This window comes from Acinetobacter lwoffii (genome assembly GCF_024129715.1).
Lineage (GTDB): Bacteria > Pseudomonadota > Gammaproteobacteria > Pseudomonadales > Moraxellaceae > Acinetobacter > Acinetobacter lwoffii_U.
In genome coordinates this window covers 1-20,366 of record NZ_JAMXXM010000033.1, presented here as the reverse complement: position 1 = coordinate 20,366, position 20,366 = coordinate 1, and the positions used below count along the sequence as shown (strand labels likewise).

The following is a 20,366-nucleotide window of genomic DNA, read 5'->3' as shown; positions in this document are numbered from 1 at the left end:
ATCTTTTTGATCTTTTTGATCTTTTTGATCTTTTTGATCTTTTTGATCTTTTTGATCTTTTTGATCTTTTTGATCTTTTTGATCTTTTTGACTAAATCTGTATTTGCATTTCAGACATTGATAATCCTGAAACAGATTACGGTCGACAGAGACCCCGGCTTTTTTCCCCAGAAAATTACCGACCACACCGCCGGTAATCCCGACACTGATTGCACCGACAAAAGTGCCTACGGTTCCGCCGACAATCACACCTAAAGGTCCGGCTACTGTACCAATTGCAGCGCCAATCGATGCACCTGAAGCAGCGCCACCCACAGTCCCTGCAGTTGCACCCGCTGAACTCATGAGAATGCCGCCAATTTTCTTTAAATTCTGTTCATGATCGCGCTGTTCGATATCAGCTGAGCCACATTTAGGACATTGCATAGATTGTTCCATCAAGGATTGAGATGTGCTTGTTTTAGGTTTGTCGGGAATAGGATGTGTGCCCTGATCAGCACGTATTCATAACATACAACAACACACTAGATAAGTTTTGAATTCGCAAATCAGAAACATTGCATACTCACTTGATTCTAGTTGAGTTCACGCTAAAACATTGTATTTCAGCTGTAAATATATGCCTTCTTGGTTGATTAACGCAATTCTTAACCTGTCATTGAGGAAATGGCAAATCTCAAGATCATCAGAAATGTTCTTCTCTCATCAGTCTAAATATTGCGATCTTAGGTAGGCCATTTCTGGATTCGAAATGAAAAAGGAAGGGAAGTCGAAAAATATGTAAACGAGTTCTTATCAGGTCTATTCAAGTTTTCAGCCAAAATACATCTGAATATTGGCGTTTCTTTATAAGTCACCTTCATTGTAATTGATTAATTATATTTTAAATAAATCGTGACATTTATCCTTATTAAATAGAAGTTCTAATAAAATAAAAATTTACGACTTTTAAAATATAAAAAGTATAATAATTCTAATCTTTATTAGATAAATTTTTGATTATTGATAATATAAAAAATATATTATCTTAATCAAGTTTTTTGGATGAATTTTATATTCAAAAAAAATTTATATAATGATTTCTTACAAATCACAAATAATAAACAAATATATATTAATTTAATAAAAACAATAATTTATATTTTTAAATAAAACAAAAAAATATGTGAATAGGGATATTTTCTACATTTTATAATTTTATGTGATTTAATATTTTTCAGATAAATTTAATCTTACTTAAACGAAAAATTAAATAAATATCTTAAATCAGAGGATATTAAGATTATGAGAATATTAGTTATCAATCTGGGTTTATTAGGTTTATGTTTTCTGAGTAACGCTTATGCCACCTCTGATGAGTGGACTCAGCGTTGGAAATCATCCAGTGCCCGTTCCAATGAGAATCTAGTTCAAGCCAATCTGATCGAACTTAAGGAGTCAGACTATTATTCCGGATTAGGTAAAACCACCGTTCATAGCACTTCGACCACCTCCATCGGGACGGTAAATACCCCGACCAACAATATCAATGTAGAGGGTACAGACAACAGTATCGATATTAGGAGTGAGTTGCTGAATGAAGCACCAGTCAATTCAAATACCAACCAAAATCCTCAGCGCTGTCTTAATTTAAGTAACAGACCAGGAGAATCACAATGTTGAATTTCTCCTCGACCAGAAGACATATATCTTTCGTGAGTGCCACTGTCCTTTTCAGCTCTTTTTTAACAGGCTGCACAGGCTTGGCACCTTCAAACAAGAAGCCAGTTAGCTTGGTACAAGGCCCCCCAATTACTGATATTTTTACCCCTTTTGATATGGCTTTATCCTGCCTAAAAGGACAATTACGTAGTGATGTGAGTTTCTCCGTGGGGGCAATTCTGGATCAAACCGGTAAGGATGTAGTTACCAATGGTGGTAGCGGAAAAATGGTGACCCAAGGTGCGGGAGATATGGTGCAATCTGCTTTGTTTCAGGCGGGGGTAAGCTTAATGAACCGGCGTGATCCCCGGATTATCGAAAGCGAAGCCAAGTGGGGGATTCGTGATCCAAGACAAATCCAGGCCTCTGATTATTATGTGACAGGCAGTATTAACAGTCTGGATTTTATTCCGGGTGGTGGTTTTGACATGCAGATCGCGGGTGTTGGCCCGAATTATAGTCAAACCCGGATTATGGTCGGTCTGGATTTATCTTTGACCGATACCCGCAGCAGTAAAGTCGTGGGCAATGTTTCATTGCAGAAGCAAATTGCTGCACAAGATTATGGCTTGAGCGCAGGCAGATTCGCTGGTCGTACACTCTTGAACATTCAGATTGGAAAAGGAGAACGCGAGGCAACTAACTTTGCCTTGCGACAAATGTTGAATCTGGCCACTTTTGAATTGCTGAGTCAGGTTGTCCCACCCGCCGTATTTGAAAGCTGTCGTGCGCAGATACCGCCAGAGTTCGGTCAATTAAACTTAACCCGAAGTTCTGTGGCGCTGCATAAATACAAGAAAAACCAGCAACAAAATAGTACTGCTTCAAGCAGTGCTGTTCAGGAGTCAGTCTCAAGCCAAGCAGACTCATCTAATGAAAAAAATAAGTCAACCAACTCTCCGAGCAAAGATACAAAACCGCCTAAACAGAAAGAGTCCGAGGTGATTCAAAACCCTGAAGCGGAGCCTGAAATGAGTAAACAGGACTTGATTAAATATATCAGCAAGAAGCAGCGTCAATCTTCTTCAAATGAAAAGAATGAAGAAAAAGATACTCAAGAAAAGGCTGATAAAGAACAAGAAGATGAAAAAACTACAACGCTATGGGAGGCCAATCCTGAGGTGGTCGAAAATTACTGGTCTAGCACGCAGCGTGATTAAAAATATTTAAAAATGGGCTCGCTCCCATTATAAGAAGGAGTACTTAGCGAGAGGTACTTCAAAACAAAAGTAGGAAGAACAACGATGAAAAACACGATCAAAACAATCGCTTTATCCGTCGCCTTTCTGTCTAGTGCAGGTATGGCATATGCCCAAGATGGTGAAACACCTACTGATGTCACCGTAGATACAGGCTTACAAGCTACCCTGGATTCTATTTCTCAGCAGGTTGAAAATGGTTCTGCTTTGAATCTTGCAGTGAATACAGGTGATGTTGATGCAAGTGTCGATTTAGAAGCAATTGCAGAAGCTACAAGAGAAGCACCAGACGCCATTAGTTCAATTGAAGGTACAATTGAAACTACTGCGATTGGTGCCGCGAATACAGGTAGTATCAGTATTGAGCAGGGTAGCTACAATAAGGTGGTATCAGACATATCAGATGCAACGGATAACTACGACTACAGTGCAGTAACCAGTGCAACTAATAATTCTGAAACTCTAGAGGAGCTATCAGAGGTTGCGGATAGTTCAGATATCTCGGAAGTTGTGAGTTCGACACTAAGTACTGACTATAGTGAGGAAATCAATGAAACTTTAAGCAATTATAGTGTAGCGAATATTGCCTATAATGCGGGTGCTATTGATGCATCTGTCAGTGCTATTTCAGAAGGAACTCAAACTGCTATTAACAACAGCATCACAACTACCGCTATCGGTGCTGTGAATAGCGGTAGTATCACTGTGACTGTTAAATAAACTCTTTTTTCGAGGTGAACACAGGTCTAACTATTGGCAGATAGTTAGACCTCTTTATTTTATAATAACATCCACATAAATTGTTGTTTATTCATCGGATAAAAAAGTACTTATTTGTTTGACACTCTCTATTTCAGAAATTAAATAGCCTGGAGCTTAAGATTAAGCCATTTATCTAGGATCAAATCTGGAAGAATCAATAAGAACTTAGGCTGAGCTCTGGATATTTTAAATTTATATCATCAGAAAAACACAATAAAAAAAGAGCGCATCAGCGCTCTTTTAAAATTCATTGGCGAGCTTAGTCGCGAACAAATTCAACTGTGCCATTTGTCAAAGACTTTACGCGTGCCAGTGATTCCACACGGTAGCCTTTTTCAAGCAGCAGGTCACGACCTGGCTGGAATGATTTTTCAATCACAATGCCAATACCGACTACTTCTGCATTTGCCTGGTGAATCAGGTCTGCAAGACCTAAAGCGGCTTGACCATTGGCCAGGAAGTCATCGATCACTAAAACTTTATCGGTTGAGCTGATGTGTTTATTTGAAATCGCGATCGTGCTTTCAGTCTGTTTGGTAAATGAAAAGACTTTAGAGCGATATAAATCATCTTTCAGGGTCAGAGACTGGTATTTACGTGCAAAGATTACAGGTACGCCAAGCTCTAGGCCGGCCATTACGGCAGGTGCAATACCTGATGCTTCAATCGTAATAATTTTGGTAATACCAGCATCTTTAAACAGACGCGCAAATTCTTGACCAATCAGTTGCATCATGACTGGATCAATCTGATGGTTTAAGAAAGAATCTACTTTCAAAACTTCTTCAGAGAGAACGATGCCTTCAGCCAAGATTTTCTGTTCTAGTGCATGCACGGGAGAATCCTCAAGAGCAGGTGCTTTTTCAAGCAAAAGCGTATTGTAAAAAGCACCCGGAAAAAATCAAGTGAAATTCGCCAAAAACTTAGTTGCTTGCACCTTTATAGTCAGTTAACAGCAAACCATAGGAGGTTTTCTTGTCGACATGCGAAACTTTGACTGGAAGATAGTCAAGTTTTGGCGCCAGCCAGAAGATGGTCTCACGGCCTGGCTTGCTATGCTTCATCACCACTTTAATGGTATTAAAAGATCCGTATTTGGTGCTTATAGTCTCTGAACCCTGTTTGACAAACTTACGGCCTTCAACTTCTTTGGCATCAGCGATATAGTAATTTGCTTTCAGACCTGAATTTTTTAAATCTTCACGGATCTGCAATTCCGCATTCAACTCATCCAGAACATCTGCTCTCCAGGCAAAAGAACGTTTCTCATCGTCTTTCTTGGTACTGATGCTTTTGCTGGAAGGATTGAAATTAATACTCATGGTATTGTTATGCATCAGTACTTTACTGCTGCGACTGAAACTGCTTGAGCCGATCTTGCCATTATTAAAAGTAAAGCGGCTGGTTTCGGTTGCAGAGGCAATCCCCCCGGCTTTTGCAGCAAAGACATACGTCCAGTTATTGCCAGATTTACTTAGAGTCCGTGTTGCAGAACCCATATTCTTGCCATTATAGCTAAATTGATAACTGGCCTGGAAAGGAGTCATGGCAAAAGCCTGGCTAGAAATACCAGTGAACAGTATTGCGCTGCTCAGACCCGTGGTCATCACTAAAATTTTGAATACAGTCTTCGCCATCAGTTATTTTCCTATATTGATTCAATTGGCAAAACATATCACTTATTGCACCCTTTATTATTTGGGCAAAATATGGAAGTTGAAGGGATATTTCTGCCAAAAATGTATATTTCATGTAGTTTTATGGAACTTTTGTTCAAAGACTATGTTCGGCATGATTTAAGAAGGATCTTTCTGTTTAATGGGGGTGACCCGGTTGTCATCCATCTCGTCTTCATCCCAGTTCTCTTCCTGATCTTGGGAGAGTTTTCTAAACAGGGCGGCTAGATTGACGTTGCCAATCACCACCAGTTCGGCTTCACGAAGTACTGCGTGATTCACATGAACTTTGCCCAAGGTATCAATGACAGATCGGCTTTTACCTAACCAGCGATTTAAATCCAGATAGAGCAAGTCATCGATGACTTTAATCACGCCCAGTTTTTCCAAAATCATTCCCAAAGGATCTTTATTCAAGACACGTTGATAGAAGAACAGGCCAAAACGCACGCCCAGTTTATACAGCATATTTGGATATTTGGCTTCAATCAGCTGGGTATCACTAATTTGCTCGAACACGATCAACTGGGTGGTTTTATTCAGTTCCATCTGTACCAGTTTCAAATCAACCGATAAAGTGACAATCAGGCCTTTATAATCCAGTGTTGCGTAGAGACGCAGCCAGTCTTCATGTAAATCTGCGTGTAAGTCTTTCAATGCATCGACATTGTCTGTGACAAAGCGCTGAAAGGTTGCATTTAGGAAGACTTGCGATAGGGGAAATTCACGCTCATCTTCAATAAATCCTTCCGCCCTCTGATACACTTGGCGGATTCGGTTGGAAATATTGGAAATTAGCGTTTGCATACTGAAGCGTCCTGGCAACTTTATTTTTGACTCGGGATGTATCTTGTCGAATTGTATGAAAAATACAAGCGTTCATGCTTGAAGTTTAGCAAAATAAATAGCACCATTTTTATAGTTTTAGTTATGTAACGTTGAAGATTTGATGGATTTGGCATTTTAAAAAGATAAATGACGAATCCGTTTATTTTTAATCTTTCAAATACTTTTTTGGGGAGCTGAACTCAGTATTGAGTTTGGGCGAATGTGAAAAAACGATGATACTCATGCCTCTGGTCAGAACTTGGTGGAAAGATCGAGTGTTTAGCAGTGCAGTGCTTGCCGCAGCCATGCTGCATTTGATCGTGCTGACACTGGAATTTGGTATGCCGCAAGATCGGGATACCAGTACCAAAGAAATCGCGGTCAGCTTGCGCCAGACTGATCAAAAAATTGAACATGCCGATTTTCTGGCTCAGACAGACCAGCAGGGTTCCGGTCAGTTTAGAGAGGCGCATCGCATGTCGAGTGATATGCCCTCGCCATTAATGGAACAGCAAGCCGGGGAAGAGCTGCAAAAAAGTCTGGATATGCTGCAACAGCAACAACAGCTCAGTTTTGAAGAAAAAGTCCTGATGACCACTTTGAGCTGGCAAAAGCAGGCGGAGGAAAATCAGCGTAAAAAAATGCAGGAGCAATTACAAAGCCAGTTTCAGGCCAAAGCGGCCATGGTCGCCAGTCTTGAAGCGCAATATTTACAGCGTCAACAAAATTTCAGTCGTCAGCAAAAAATTAAAACTGTAGATGGGATCCAGGCCAAGCAGGATGTTTCGGCCGCCTATCTGGAAAAGTTCCGCGAGAAAGTGGAATTCTATGGGAACCGTTATTATCCGGAAGCCGCCAAACAACAGAATCTGGCAGGGGAAGTGCGGTTGATGGTGATCCTGAACCAGAATGGCGGAATTCGTGCCATTCGGCTGATTGACAGTTCGGGACATGCCATGCTGGACGAAGCAGCCAAAGCTTCCGTGCGTAAGGCAGCCCCATTTGGTGCTTTCGACAGTAAAATGAAAGAAATTTCCGAACTAAGGGTGATTCGTACCTGGCGATTTGATCCGGCTGAAGCAGAGTTTGAAGTGCGTTAGACTATTTATTCATTTGTAAACCCTCCCTCTAACTCCCTCCCAAAGGGAGGGAGAACTATCATTGAGCTATAGGTATTAAAACTCCCTCTCCTTATGGGAGAGGGTTGGGGTGAGGGTAAACAATAAAAAAAGCGAGCCTTGGCCCGCTTTTTTTATGAAGAAATTTTAGTTTTGTTCCAGATAAGGATTTTCAAAGCCCAGCTTGGCCAGAATTTCGATTTCAATGCCTTCCATTTCTTCTGCATCTTCATCTGAAGTTTCATGATCATAGCCCATTAAGTGCAAGGTGCCATGAACCAGCATATGGGTAAAGTGAGTCAAAGGCGCTTTGCCCTGTTCACTCGCTTCACGTAATACCACAGGAATGCAGATCACCAGATCACCAATGGGAAATGCATCCAGAAACTGCGCCATTTCATCTGGAAGCTCACTCGGGAAAGACAGTACATTGGTCGGTTTGTCCTTGCCTCGATATTCCAGATTCAGTTTATGACTTTCGTCATTGTCGACACAGGCAATTCCGATTTCGCAATTACTCTGAGTGCCGATATGACGTAAAGTGGTTTCTACAACTTTTTTAATGTAGGCCCGCTTCAGTACCAGTTCAGGCGACTGAAAGTCCTGTTGTAAGGAAAGACTAAGTTTCAACACAAATCCTTAAGTTTAAAGCTTAATGCTGTGCGTCTGCCGCAGCATCATTTTCAGCGATCAAGGCTTCCTGACGTGCTTTACGTTCGGCACGTGCTTCAGCACTTAAACGCTGCTGTTCACTGTCCCAACCTTCGTAGGCTTCGACAATTTTCTGTACCAGCTGATGACGTACCACATCACGCGAATGGAAGCGGGTGATATGGATTTCAGGAATTTTATCAATCACACGCAAGGCATGTGACAGACCGGATTGCTGACCCCGCGGTAAATCTACCTGAGTTACGTCGCCCGTAATCACGGCACGTGAGCCAAAACCTAAACGGGTCAGGAACATCTTCATCTGTTCAGGCGTAGTATTCTGCGCTTCATCCAGAATCACGAAAGAATGATTCAGGGTACGGCCACGCATGTAAGCAAGCGGAGCCACTTCAATCACCTGACGTTCAATCAACTTGGCCACTTTTTCAAAGCCGAGCATTTCATACAGCGCGTCATACAAGGGACGTAAGTACGGATCGATTTTCTGGGTTAAATCCCCCGGCAGGAAACCAAGTTTTTCGCCGGCTTCAACTGCAGGACGAACCAGCAGAATACGCTGGATTTCATTGCGCTCCAGCATGTCCACGGCAGCCGCAACAGCGAGGTAGGTTTTACCTGTCCCGGCAGGGCCAATACCAAAAGAAATATCACTTTGCAGAATGCGCTGTACATAGCGTTTCTGGTTGGCACCACGCGGATTGATCCGGCCCTTACGGGTTTGCAGCCAGACATTGTCCAGCCCCGTATGTTCCTGATCATCCAGATCTTGCTGAAGCTCGCGGTCAGTCTGGCTGCCCTGAATCATCAGATGTAAAGTATCTGCACTAATCTGCTGACTATGTTCAGATTCTTCATGAAGACGTTGCAAGAGCATTTCGGCTCTCTCAACGGCATCGATTCCACCATCAATAATAAAACTTTCTCCACGATGGGAGATTTTGACGTCTAAACGTTGTTCAATTTGCTTCAAATGGCCGTTATAGGCACCTAACATGGCTTGTATACGGTCCATCGAAATTCCAGGAAAAGCTACTGTACGTCGAATCGCTGCAGTCAAGAGTGTTCCTTATGAAGTGTGCGTTATATGCTCTACATTACGCCACGTCAGGCTCAAGATTCAAGAGCTCACCGTAAACTAAATTCAAAGTTTTAATTTCGGTAATTTCAATCTCGGCAAAGCGGCCTACCCAGGCAGGGTCACCAATAAAGTTAACATAACGGGTATTGTCCGCCGTACCAACCAGAATGTTCGGATCTTTATCAGAAACTTTTTCGATGAGTACACGCTGGATAGTCCCGAGCATGGCATCCGTCTTGTCAATGCTTGAACGCTTAATCCATTGCTGAACTTTGGCTAGACGTTCTTTTTTCACATCTTCAGAAATCGTATCTTCCAGTTCTGCCGCAGGCGTACCCGGACGTTTTGAATAGATGAAACTATAAGAATGGTCGAAATCCAGATCCTGAATAAACTGATAAGTCTCTTCAAAGTTTTCGTCAGTTTCACCCGGGAAACCAATGATAAAGTCTGAAGATAGGTGCATATCAGGGCGAACTGCACGTAACTTTTTAATCTTCTCGATGTAAACATCAATGGTGTGGTTACGCTTCATAGCCTGAAGGACATCATTGGAACCGCTTTGTACCGGCAGATGCAGATGTGAAACCATTTGTGGCAGGTCACGATAACACTGGATCAGGTCGTCATTAAATTCCAGTGGATGCGAGGTGGTATAACGAATACGGCCAATGCCTGGAATATCTGCAACCAAACGTAACAGATCAGCAAAAGTACAGATATTGCCTTCGAAAGTTTCACCACGGTAGCCATTTACGTTCTGACCCAACAGTGAAATTTCACGCACGCCTTTTTCTGCCAGACCTGCAATTTCAGCCAGTACATCATCCAGTGGACGAGATACTTCTTCACCACGGGTATATGGCACCACACAGAAAGAACAGTATTTTGAACAGCCCTCCATAATTGATACGAATGCTTTATAGCCTTCAACACGCGGTTCAGGTAAAAAGTCGAATTTCTCGATATCGGGGAAGGAAATATCCACCAGTTTGATTTTTTCTTTTTTCGGCTTTTCAATCTGCTCAAAATGCTGATCCAGCATTTGCGGCAAACGGTGCAGGGTTTGTGGGCCAAAAATCATGTCGACATAATTGGCACGTTTCTGGATGTTATCTCCTTCCTGAGAAGCCACACAACCACCAACACCAATAATCAGGTCAGGATTTTTATCTTTAAGCTTGCGCCAGCGGCCCAGCTCGGAGAAGACTTTCTCCTGTGCTTTTTCACGGATCGAGCAGGTATTCATCAGCAGAATATCGGCATCTTTAGGATCGGTGGTCAGCACATAGCCATGAGAATCGCCTAACAGGTCTGCCATACGGTGACTGTCGTACTCATTCATCTGACACCCTTGTGTTTCGATGTACAGTTTTTTGACTGAGGCATCGCTAACTGGGGTGTGCGCTGGCTGGGTAACAGTGTTTTCTGAGGCAGCTGAGGCACCATTCGGAATGAAGGTTTGAACCGTCATGTAGGCTCCTACAAGGTAATACGTTGAAAGAGTGAACGAACAGCCTGATTGATGCATCAAACAGGTGAATAAAAATTCAATTCACGGACTGAAATACTGGAAAGTCGCATATTTTAGCAGGAAAGTTGCTTAAACTTATAGCCTAAATTAATCGTGGAAAAATATTGATTTATGGGCAAAAATTGTCTGTAGATTAATATTGCTTAATCATAAGGTTACATAACTGAACAATAGAGTTGGTTATAATCTTCAAACTAGCTCTTATGATATGCAACATGGGCAAAGCACAAAACCGATGATAGAAGGCAAAGGGATGTTGAAACACACTAAAACTATGTATAAATACTATAAATTAATTACTTTAAGTGTGGCATGTATCTGTTCAGCGAGTACACAGGCAGCAGAAGAACAATTTAATGATGCCTTGCGTGCAGCCAATGCAGGTAATACTGAACTGTTACAACAATATCGTCTGTCTATGCAGAATGACGCCTTGGGCTATTATCCGGAATACTGGATTTTAAACCAGAATCTTGCCATGCAGCCTGTCAGCCAGATTATCAGCTTTGCCCAACGTTACCCTCAATCCGCTATGGCTGAAAAGCTGGCAGCGGACTATGTCGAAGAAAAAGTAAAAATGGCAGACTTTAGCACTGCCCAGCCGGTATTGCCTTATGTGACCAATGCTGATCCTGCCGAAGCCTGTGCAGTGGCACAAGTGCGCGCCAAAGCTGGCGATGAACTGGTCTATGCCGAGTTTAAAGAAGTATGGTTAACCACCAATAGCCAACCCGATTCTTGTACTGGTTTAGGCCGGATGATGCTATCCAGTCCACTCATGACCTCAGAAGACCGTCAGCAGCGACTCTGGGGGCAACTTCGTGCCGGACAGTCAGGTCAGGCCATTGCGACAGCGCAAGGCATTGGTCTAAGTCTGTCTCTGGCACAACTGAATTCGATTCAGGCCAATCCCACCAATTATTTGTGGTCTGCGCCTAAAAGTACTGCGGCAGAGCAGGCCTATCTGATTTATGCACTGGGACGTCTGGCCGATAGTGATTTGGACTCAGCTTTGTCCATTGTCAAAAGGACTGCCGCAGGTACACCCGTACAGGTACAACGCGCCTTATATCGTGCTGTCGGTTATATCGGTGGCACCACAGTCATGAAAAACAACTTCAACCGTGAAGTGTTGAATGCACTAGATACCAGCTATGGTCTGCCATTTAGCCCGGAAGAAGCCGAGATTTATGCGCGTCAGGCAATTCGTTTTAGTGCCTGGGAAAGCCTGATCCGTGCGATTGACAGCATGAGTGTTAACCAGAAGCAGGAAGATCGCTGGCAATACTGGCTGGCACGTGCCAGCGAACAACGTGCTGATCGTGCTTCCAAACAGGCAGCAGAAAGTATTTATCGTAAGCTGGCGACCGGAGATGACTATCACAATCTTTTGGCACGCGATAAGCTGGGGCAGGTGACTGCGAGTACACCAAACCCGGCGCAGCCATCCAATCAGGCGATGCAGCGCTTGAATCAGGATATTCATTTCCGTCGTGCTTTCACGCTACGTAATATCAGCGCACCAGAGAACTACATTAACCGTGAATGGAACTGGGCAGTGCGTCAGGCTTATCTGAAGAAAGATGATGATCTGTTACTGGCAGCGGCAAAACGTGCTATGGACATGGGCTGGCATGATCGGGCCATTTATGCTGCCGATCGTACCGCGAACAAGCATAACTACAATTATCGTTATCCAATGCCACATCAGAACTATGTAGTCAGCCATAGTCGCAACGCCGGTATAGACCCGGCCTGGGCCTACGGTTTGATGCGTCAGGAAAGCCGTTTCAATACTGTGGCACGTTCACATGTCGGCGCGGGTGGTCTGATGCAGATTATGCCAGACACGGCCAAGCTGGTGGCACGTCAAATGGGTGAAGCTTATAACCCGGCGGCACTCACCGATATGAATACCAATATTCGCTACGGAACATTTTATTTATCTACGATTCAGCGTCAGCTTAGCGATAGTCCGGTGCTGGCAACAGCAGGCTATAATGCCGGTCCAAACCGTGCCCGCCGCTGGCAGCCGGAATTTCAGGGGATTGCCGCAGATCAATATACTGAAAGTATTCCTTTACTCGAAACCCGAGATTATGTGAAACATGTCATGACCAATGCCACGCATTACGGTATCTTGTTAGGACAGGGGGCACAGTCAGTGGGTAAACGCATGCAACTGATACCATTACGTAATACACAATAAAATTAAAATTATTGGGGGATGGTAATTTATTCATGAAAATAATGAAGGATCGTCGAGTCTGGGCTGGATCGGTTACGCTTGTGGTTTTGGCCAGTAGTCCGGCAGCGTTTGCTACGCCGACAGACTATGTCATGGATGTACAAATGGTCCCGGCCCTATGTAGCCTGTACCCTGAATATGCCAAGAAACGAAAATGTCTGGAAGGTTATTCGCTGAATATCTCCGGCTTATATCCTCAGACCACATCACAAAATTGTACGACCAATAGCTCTGCGAAACTGTCACCACTGCAGTCCAAGGTAGTGGCCAGGATCATGCCGGATGACAATACCCGGACAATTTTATGGCGCAATATCGGTGGCTGCGTGCCGATGAATGCCAGTCAGTATTTCCGGACGATTATCAATTATGCAGATCGTCTCAAAGTGCCTGCGGAACTGACGGAACAGGAAAATATCACGATTTCTGTCGATACATTGCGAGCCAAATTCCTGAAAATTAATCCGCAATTACCGGGCAATGCCTTGCGATTCAACTGCCAGCAGACTCAGTCAGCTAGCGTGCTTACCTCGATCAAGGTCTGTTATCGCCCCAATGGCAATTACAAATCCTGTCCTGCCAACATTATTAATACATGCCCAAAAACTGTCACAATAAAAGGAACATACTGAGCTTTTTTGCCGATTTAATTTATATTTCCTATCAGACTTTAGGTGAAATCCGTCCTCTTTTATATGCATCTGGCAAAGGATTGGAGTACAATCTTTCGCGTTTACGATTATTAGATTAAATACTAACTATTTAATCGCATTGAATATCCTCAATTGGAGATAATTAGATGAAGCAAGCAGTTCGTGTTGCCGTTACTGGCGCTGCAGGTCAAATTGGTTACAGCCTATTATTCCGTATCGCAAGCGGCGAAATGCTAGGTAAAGATCAACCAGTGATTTTGCAATTGCTCGAAGTTCCTTTTGAGAAAGCTCAACAAGCGCTTAAAGGCGTAATGATGGAGCTTCAAGATTGTGCATTCCCATTACTAGAAGACATGATCGGTACTGATGATCCTAAAGTTGCATTTAAAGATGCTGACTATGCGTTATTAGTTGGTTCACGTCCACGTGGTCCAGGTATGGAACGTGCTGACCTGCTTAAAGTGAACGGTGAAATCTTCATCGGTCAAGGTCAAGCATTGAACGAAGTTGCAAGCCGTGACGTTAAAGTTCTAGTTGTTGGTAACCCTGCAAACACGAATGCTTACATCGCAATGAAATCTGCTCCAGATCTTCCAGCGAAAAACTTCACTGCAATGTTACGTCTTGACCACAACCGTGCTGCATCTCAAATTGCTGCTAAAACTGGTAAAGCGGTTAAAGACATCAAAAATCTTACAGTTTGGGGTAACCACTCTCCAACCATGTATGCCGACTACCGTTTTGCAACAATTAACGGCGAAAGCGTTAAAGACATGATCAACGACCAAGAATGGAATGCAAATACATTCCTTCCGACTGTTGGTAAACGTGGTGCTGCGATTATCGAAGCACGTGGTTTGTCTTCTGCTGCTTCTGCTGCTAACGCTGCAATCGACCATATGCGCGATTGGGCTCTTGGCACAAACGGCGAATGGGTAACGATGGGTATCCCTTCTGACGGTTCTTACGGTATCCCTGAAGGCGTAATGTTCGGTTTCCCTGTAACAACTGAAAACGGTGAATACAAAATCGTTCAAGGTCTAGAAATCGACGAATTCAGCCGTGAACGTATCAACGTTACGTTGAATGAACTTGAAGAAGAGCGCGCAGCAATTGCTGACATGCTTAAATAATTTGATCTGCACAGATTAAATTAAAAAGCACTCCATTTGGGGTGCTTTTTTTATATCACTCACTTTAATCAACAAAAAATAACAAGCTGTGAAGGAGAGACAACTGAGTTTTCGCTATGAGCCATCTAAGGTAGAAACAAGATTATAGATAAAAAGATGGAGGTTCAGATGTTAGAGCAACGCGCTACCTTCGAACTTTTCTTTGAACAATTGGGTCTGGATTCGAGTCCGGAAGCCATTGATGAGTTTATTAGTACGCATCAAATTGGTATGGATGTACCGCTGCATAAAGCTCCCTTTTGGAGTAAATCACAGCATGACTTTCTGATCAGTCACTGGAAGAAAGATGATGACTGGGCCATTTTTGTTGATGTATTGAATGAACAATTACATATTGAGGCAGAGGGTTCAGGTTCCTGTGACATACCCGGCCATAAATCAACCTAAGAATTCGAATCTCAACACGCTCATAATTTAACACTACGATGGAGTCTATTTATGCTTACGGAACAACAGTTAACTTTAGAATTATTATTTGAACAATTGGGTTTGCCTTCTGATGAAGCCTCAATTAATCAATTTACCCATACCCATCAATTGCCATCTGAAGTCGCATTGCCAGATGCCGAATTCTGGAGTGAGGGACAAAGTGCCTTCCTGCGTGAACATTGGCACCAAGATGATGAATGGATTGTCATTATTGACAAGTTAAATCAGCTTTTACATGTGGAAAGCGACAAACAAAGCGTTTAAATGCATTCATACAAAAAGAAACAACAAACCTAGTCAAAGGACTAGGTTTTTTTTGTCTTATCTTATAAGTTAGATCTATAAATAATTACAATTTATCTGATATAAGGAGGGCGCGATGCTCGCAAAGAACCAACCATCCTTAGAGCTCTTATTTTCTCAGCTCGGTCTCGCCAATAGTCCTGCGGCTATTGAATTGTATGTACGCACCCATCAACTGCCAGCAGGGCTGTCCTTGCATGATGCGCCATTCTGGAATAAAGCCCAGCGTTCTTTATTAATCAGCCATTTGGTACAAGATGATGATTGGGCAATTTGGGTCGATGAACTGAATCAGCAACTGCACATGGACGCTTATAGACGTCAACCTGCTTAACTGTGTTATATCTTGGTATTACTTAAAAAATGAAAGTGATGCTCAAAAGAAAACGCCTCAAATGAGGCGTTTTCTTTGACGCTGTTAAGCTTAATGCATTTTGCTTTGTAATATTTTGTTAAACCATTCGTGCTGACGATAATCATTAAATGCATGATGCTGCTGTAATAATTCCAGCTCAAATTCGGCAGTGTTGGTGTACTTACCTAACCAGTGGCGAGTCAGGGCTGGCTCATTTTTACTGGCACTGGCATAGGCCAGGAAGAAATAAATATCACCATGCTCATAACTGGCCATTGGCTTTAAAATTTGCTGGGTAATCAGGGCAAAATGGTGATCTTTAGTCAATTCAAAGAACATCATATAGGCCTTGGCTAGATGCAAAGATAGGTTGATATACATGCGCAGCGGCATTTCTTCAAATTCTACCCGGCCTTGTTCCAGCAACACTACGGCTTCTTGCAGGAAATGTCGCTGTTCCTGACGCAGTTCACTTAAAGTCACCAGCTGTAAACGAAGATCAGCGCGTTCAAGCGTTAATTCCGGCGTATTGCCTTTTAAATACAATTGGTCAGTTTCACCCAGACGTTGAATAATCTGTTTGGTTGTTAATCGCATCAACGCAATCCTCATTTCTCAATAATGGCTATATGAGGTTGAAAAAATAAATTTAAAGCATGAGCGAGCATTAGATTAAGGCTGTATCGCTTCTTAACCAGGCCGTAATGGATAGGCGTTGCTGTTTAGAGATTAAAACTTCATGTAATAAATCGCTCTGGAACAGCGCCATTCGGTTCGGTTTTGGCTGGATAATATGCCACTGGCCATGTTTGTCCTGCAGGCGTAGTTCACCGCCCCAGTCCGTCTGCCATTGTCCATGTAAATAATACACACTGGAAATCATCCGGCCATTTTTATCTTGAGGATTGTCGCGGTGCAGGGTATAGAACTCACCCGCGTGATAGCAAGCGAAATGTGCTTCGACATCTTTGATGCCTAAATAAAACGCGCGGTTTAAAATTTGGGAAAATTGTTGAAGTGTTTGGATGTGTAGGTGGGAAATTTGAAATTCAGGTTGTAACCAAAGAATATGATCACTACGGATGTTGTTAACTACACCATTTTGAATGGCTGCATTACGAAATTCGTTTAAGTGGCTTAAGCATTCTTGGCTCACTGCATGTTGATATTCGCTAGAGTAAGCATCGTCAACAATACTAAAGCCATGTTGATCTAAATCATCTAAGATTTGATCAACATTCCAATCCCCTGGGATGATAACTGCTTCCATTTTTTCAATTCTCGATAGTGTGGTAAAAAAAGGTCCGCTATTTTAGTTCAATAATCGTTTCTGAACGAAATAGTTTTTCATGTTAAAATAGCAATTGATCTTAGGAATAATTGAAACATGAATTACCGTCACTCTTACCACGCAGGCAACTTTGCCGATGTCATGAAGCACGTTTTATTGCTTCAGTTGTTGACTCGACTGAATGCAAAAGACAAACCTTATCGCTATGTAGATACACATGGTGGTGCAGGTAAATATGATTTGTCGACTGCCGAAGCGCAAAAATCAGGTGAGTTTTTAAACGGTATTCATCGTCTTATTAAGCTGGATGATTCGATCAAGCGTAATGCACCTGAAGGCGTACAACAATACTTGAAAATTGTTGAAAACATGCGTGAAAACTTTGGTAAGGGTGCTTATCCGGGTTCGCCGTGGTTTGCGCTAGAAGGCATGCGTGAAATTGATAAAGCGACCATTTTTGAAATGCAGCGTGATGTATTCCAGCAACTTCGTCATAATATTTTTGACAAGCGTGCCGGTTTGCATGAGCGTGATGCATACGAAGGTCTGTTGGCAGTCATTCCGCCAAAAGAAAAACGTGGTCTGGTGATGATCGATCCGCCATATGAACTGGAACGTAAAGATTTCCCGCAGTTGGTCGAACTGCTGGTTGCTGCGTATAAGAAATGGCCGACAGGTGTATTTGCCGTTTGGTATCCAATTAAAGACCGTGCCATGATTGAACGTTTTGAGAAGAAAATGTTTAAGACCGGTATCCGCCGTCAACTGGTGTGTGAAGTCTGTGTATGGCCGGATGATACCCCAGTAGGCCTGAACGGTTGTGGTTTGCTGGTGATTAACCCACCTTGGAAATTCTCTGAAGATGCTGATGAAGCACTACAGTGGTTATTCCCGCATCTTCGCATGAGTGAAAACGGTGGTCACGCTGCAGTTCGTTGGTTAGTGGGCGAATAATTTTTTCAAAGATCAGGTCATAGCTAGGATCGACAAGAATGACAAATATAAGCAAACCGGAACGTGACTCTTCAACTGAAGTGCCTTTCGATGGCATCACCTTTGAGGTAGAAGAAGAGGAGCATACCCAGGAAGGGCAAAAAGTTAAGCGTCGAGGCATCTATCTATGGCCGAACCTGATTACAACGGCAGCGTTGTTGTCAGGTTTCTACTCGATTATTGCCAGTATGAATGGTGATTTTCAGCAAGCTATTTATGCGATTTTTATTGCGGCATTACTGGATGGACTGGATGGACGTGTGGCACGTGCGATTGGTGCACAAAGTCCGTTCGGTGAACAATTTGACTCGCTTTCTGACATGCTGGCTTTTGGCGTAGCTCCCGCTATTTTGATGTATAGCTGGGGCTTGAGTGATTTGGGCCGTATTGGTCTGGCGGCTTGTTTTGTTTATACCGCATGTGCTGCGTTCCGTCTGGCACGCTTCAATGTACAGATTGGTGTGGTCGATAAACGTTATTTTATTGGTGTCGCAAGTCCTCTGGCTGCCATCATGATTGTGTCACTGGTCTGGGTCGGTCTGGATTTTCCAGAAATCTTTGATATTCGTGAACCTTCTCTTCAGGTCATTAATGCAGTGGTCATCATTGCGGTGGGCTTGTTGATGATTTCCAATATCAAATACTATTCATTTAAAACTGTAGAACGTAAACGGGTTCCATTTTTTGTCCTACCAATTGCCGTATTCGTCTTTGCAGCGATGACTTATAATATTCCTGTCGGCATTCTGGTCATTTCTATTCTCTATGCCTTGTCTGGTTTTGTAACCACCTTTATGGCAAAAAGATCGAGTACATTATAAAAAGATAAGGAGTCTGAGATGCGGTTTCTTCAAGATTTTTTAGATCGTTCGAAACAGCTGAATCAGACTCCTACTGTTTCGCGCCATCCCGCCTATCATGGCCCCACCTCAAAATATAAAATTATTCATCAGGGTTTGATGATCCCCGGGCTTCCGGCACCCCTCTATTATTTAAACTTTCTGAGTATTATCGGGCAACCCAATGCACCCATGCTGGCAAACCCGAGTGCAATCGAAACCACAGCCTTAGACACCGCTACCGTGATTTGCAGTTCGAGCCCACATATGGTGGGACAATTGCATCACTATTCGGTCAAGCAGGACTGTCATTTTAGATCAGGTCTGTTTCAGTTTCTGGATCGTGAGCAATTGAGCGGAAGTTTTCCAAATTTTCGTTTGCAGCGTTCTGACTCGGAACTCAGTTTTGATTTAAATATTCAAACCACTCAACTGATTTCTCATTTTACCCAAATGCGGTTTTCCTTGGCAGATCACTGGTCTTTGCTATGTCATTGTCAGGGAACGGTGAACTATAAAGCGCAGCAATATACGATCGATGGTCTTGGAAGCTTTGAATACGCGCGGAGTTTTAACTTTCCTTATCTACCTTTGGCCTTCCTGACTTATCAAATTATTAATCTCAGTGAAAACAGGCAACTGTTGTTGGCGCAGATTCGGGATGGTTTTAATCGTATTGTTCAGTCGCGGATATATCTCCGTGATTTAAAAAACATGCGGACCCAAATGTTCGATCGCAAAGTTTATTTTAAAGTTCATCGTGTTTATCCGCGTGTCACGACACCTAATGGGCAGAGTATGTATTTGCCGCGCGAATTTGAATGGTGTTATGAAAATGCAGACGGTACTTGTATCTGGGTACAAGGTCAAAGTCGTGGAGATTTTAAATTTGGCCTGGCAGCGGGCTATGTAGGAAGTTTTAGTTATCAAGTGAAAATAAATGAAGAAACTGAAAATGGGGAAGGGGGTTATTGTGAATATATAGATTGCCGGCCTTTACGCTTTCAGGAACAGAATAAAACTGAAAAAAGATTAAGTCATTTATCCAATTCAGTCCCTTTAATGCTCAAGAAATGAAGAAAATTGCGATTTTTGTAGAATAAATAAACAATCGTGATGATTTTGCTGAATTATTTAAAAATAGGGGTTGTATTGGGTTGGGAATCCTGTAGAATGCACATCCATCGGCGGTGATGAAGATTAAAACTTCTGATAAAACAGTGACTTAGTTAAGATTGACTAAGTTGGGTTTTAGAAAGAAAGTTTAAAAATAGTTTTCATTACTGGTTGACTTTCTAGAGATAGAGAGTAATATAGCCGACCTAGCTTGCTGGTGACGAATCAGCAAGAAGATCATTAAGAGATTATGAAGAACAACTTGTGTGGATTTTTACTGGTTGATTGATCGAAATTATTTTCATTGATTGATGGTAGAAATTACTCGAAGTTTATTTGAGAAATATTTGTCAGAAAATTGATGAGCCAAGATTGGCA

General features: G+C 42.6%; 22 protein-coding genes. 13 read left to right on the top strand and 9 right to left on the bottom strand.

Annotated elements, in window-relative coordinates; translation table 11 throughout:
• Window positions 1-438, bottom strand: a 438-nt coding sequence (locus tag NI462_RS13925) for a hypothetical protein (RefSeq protein WP_253161100.1), incomplete at its 3' end; no start/stop codon positions are given.
• Window positions 439-1,284: 846 nt separating this feature from the next.
• Here NI462_RS13925 and NI462_RS13920 point away from each other — a divergent pair.
• The 3 genes from NI462_RS13920 to NI462_RS13910 all read left to right on the top strand — a co-directional run bounded on the left by NI462_RS13920 (window position 1,285) and on the right by NI462_RS13910 (window position 3,620).
• Entirely contained in the window at window positions 1,285-1,662 is a 378-nt protein-coding gene (locus NI462_RS13920) for a hypothetical protein (RefSeq protein WP_253161097.1), read from the top strand.
• Window positions 1,656-2,861, top strand: a complete 1,206-nt coding sequence (locus NI462_RS13915) for a CsgG/HfaB family protein (RefSeq protein ID WP_253161095.1) — start codon at window positions 1,656-1,658, stop codon at window positions 2,859-2,861. The genes NI462_RS13920 and NI462_RS13915 overlap by 7 nt, the downstream gene beginning before the upstream one ends.
• A gap of 84 nt (window positions 2,862-2,945) precedes the next feature.
• The gene (locus tag NI462_RS13910) at window positions 2,946-3,620 is read left to right on the top strand and encodes a hypothetical protein (RefSeq protein ID WP_253161093.1); all 675 of its coding nucleotides are present in this window, start codon (window positions 2,946-2,948) and stop codon (window positions 3,618-3,620) included.
• A 301-nt stretch (window positions 3,621-3,921) separates the two neighbouring features.
• Here NI462_RS13910 and NI462_RS13905 read toward each other — a convergent pair whose 3' ends face one another.
• The 3 genes from NI462_RS13905 to NI462_RS13895 all read right to left on the bottom strand — a co-directional run bounded on the left by NI462_RS13905 (window position 3,922) and on the right by NI462_RS13895 (window position 6,145).
• Window positions 3,922-4,497, bottom strand: coding sequence for a xanthine phosphoribosyltransferase (locus NI462_RS13905; protein WP_004732222.1), 576 nt, complete (start codon window positions 4,495-4,497; stop codon window positions 3,922-3,924).
• A gap of 88 nt (window positions 4,498-4,585) precedes the next feature.
• Window positions 4,586-5,299 (bottom strand): DUF3108 domain-containing protein, encoded by a 714-nt coding sequence (locus NI462_RS13900; protein WP_253148557.1) that lies wholly within the window; start codon window positions 5,297-5,299, stop codon window positions 4,586-4,588.
• Window positions 5,300-5,458: 159 nt separating this feature from the next.
• Window positions 5,459-6,145, bottom strand: a complete 687-nt coding sequence (locus NI462_RS13895) for a hypothetical protein (protein ID WP_213686838.1) — start codon at window positions 6,143-6,145, stop codon at window positions 5,459-5,461.
• Between the two features lie 263 nt (window positions 6,146-6,408).
• On the opposite strand from NI462_RS13895, the gene NI462_RS13890 reads away from it, so the two are divergent.
• Complete coding sequence (locus NI462_RS13890) at window positions 6,409-7,266, top strand: energy transducer TonB (protein ID WP_253161102.1); 858 nt, start codon at window positions 6,409-6,411, stop codon at window positions 7,264-7,266.
• A gap of 165 nt (window positions 7,267-7,431) precedes the next feature.
• On the opposite strand, the gene ybeY is transcribed toward NI462_RS13890, so the two are convergent.
• The 3 genes from ybeY to miaB are packed head-to-tail and all read right to left on the bottom strand — an operon-like array spanning window position 7,432 to window position 10,508.
• On the bottom strand, window positions 7,432-7,914 hold the full coding sequence (gene ybeY / locus NI462_RS13885; protein ID WP_213686839.1) for an rRNA maturation RNase YbeY: 483 nt from the start codon (window positions 7,912-7,914) through the stop codon (window positions 7,432-7,434).
• 22 nt (window positions 7,915-7,936) lie between these two features.
• Window positions 7,937-9,013, bottom strand: coding sequence for a PhoH family protein (locus NI462_RS13880; protein ID WP_004281434.1), 1,077 nt, complete (start codon window positions 9,011-9,013; stop codon window positions 7,937-7,939).
• A 37-nt stretch (window positions 9,014-9,050) separates the two neighbouring features.
• On the bottom strand, window positions 9,051-10,508 hold the full coding sequence (gene miaB / locus NI462_RS13875) for a tRNA (N6-isopentenyl adenosine(37)-C2)-methylthiotransferase MiaB (protein ID WP_005248171.1): 1,458 nt from the start codon (window positions 10,506-10,508) through the stop codon (window positions 9,051-9,053).
• Between the two features lie 334 nt (window positions 10,509-10,842).
• On the opposite strand from miaB, the gene NI462_RS13870 reads away from it, so the two are divergent.
• From NI462_RS13870 to NI462_RS13845, 6 genes are all read left to right on the top strand, one after another.
• Complete coding sequence (locus tag NI462_RS13870; protein ID WP_435574965.1) at window positions 10,843-12,777, top strand: lytic transglycosylase domain-containing protein; 1,935 nt, start codon at window positions 10,843-10,845, stop codon at window positions 12,775-12,777.
• Between the two features lie 32 nt (window positions 12,778-12,809).
• Window positions 12,810-13,448, top strand: a complete 639-nt coding sequence (locus tag NI462_RS13865; RefSeq protein ID WP_005249945.1) for a ribonuclease T2 family protein — start codon at window positions 12,810-12,812, stop codon at window positions 13,446-13,448.
• A gap of 167 nt (window positions 13,449-13,615) precedes the next feature.
• Window positions 13,616-14,602 carry a malate dehydrogenase gene (locus NI462_RS13860; RefSeq protein ID WP_004281429.1) on the top strand — a complete coding sequence of 329 codons (987 nt, stop codon included), beginning with the start codon at window positions 13,616-13,618 and terminating at the stop codon, window positions 14,600-14,602.
• Window positions 14,603-14,770: 168 nt separating this feature from the next.
• A complete protein-coding gene (locus tag NI462_RS13855; RefSeq protein ID WP_253148580.1) occupies window positions 14,771-15,049 on the top strand; it encodes a DUF2789 family protein in 279 nt (92 codons plus the stop codon).
• Window positions 15,050-15,100: 51 nt separating this feature from the next.
• Window positions 15,101-15,355: a DUF2789 family protein gene (locus tag NI462_RS13850; RefSeq protein ID WP_004645105.1), complete on the top strand. Its 255-nt coding sequence runs from the start codon at window positions 15,101-15,103 to the stop codon at window positions 15,353-15,355.
• A 115-nt stretch (window positions 15,356-15,470) separates the two neighbouring features.
• The gene (locus NI462_RS13845; RefSeq protein WP_004645106.1) at window positions 15,471-15,728 is read left to right on the top strand and encodes a DUF2789 family protein; all 258 of its coding nucleotides are present in this window, start codon (window positions 15,471-15,473) and stop codon (window positions 15,726-15,728) included.
• Window positions 15,729-15,818: 90 nt separating this feature from the next.
• On the opposite strand, the gene NI462_RS13840 is transcribed toward NI462_RS13845, so the two are convergent.
• Together NI462_RS13840 and NI462_RS13835 are read right to left on the bottom strand one after the other, a co-directional pair.
• Window positions 15,819-16,346, bottom strand: coding sequence for a hypothetical protein (locus NI462_RS13840; RefSeq protein WP_253161089.1), 528 nt, complete (start codon window positions 16,344-16,346; stop codon window positions 15,819-15,821).
• Window positions 16,347-16,416: 70 nt separating this feature from the next.
• Window positions 16,417-17,019, bottom strand: a complete 603-nt coding sequence (locus tag NI462_RS13835) for a 2OG-Fe(II) oxygenase (protein ID WP_253161087.1) — start codon at window positions 17,017-17,019, stop codon at window positions 16,417-16,419.
• A 117-nt stretch (window positions 17,020-17,136) separates the two neighbouring features.
• On the opposite strand from NI462_RS13835, the gene NI462_RS13830 reads away from it, so the two are divergent.
• The 3 genes from NI462_RS13830 to NI462_RS13820 are packed head-to-tail and all read left to right on the top strand — an operon-like array spanning window position 17,137 to window position 19,949.
• Entirely contained in the window at window positions 17,137-17,994 is an 858-nt protein-coding gene (locus NI462_RS13830) for a 23S rRNA (adenine(2030)-N(6))-methyltransferase RlmJ (RefSeq protein WP_004281423.1), read from the top strand.
• Window positions 17,995-18,032: 38 nt separating this feature from the next.
• Complete coding sequence (gene pssA / locus NI462_RS13825; RefSeq protein WP_005108642.1) at window positions 18,033-18,854, top strand: CDP-diacylglycerol--serine O-phosphatidyltransferase; 822 nt, start codon at window positions 18,033-18,035, stop codon at window positions 18,852-18,854.
• Between the two features lie 18 nt (window positions 18,855-18,872).
• Entirely contained in the window at window positions 18,873-19,949 is a 1,077-nt protein-coding gene (locus NI462_RS13820; RefSeq protein ID WP_005249954.1) for a DUF6670 family protein, read from the top strand.
• Window positions 19,950-20,366 lie beyond the last annotated feature (417 nt).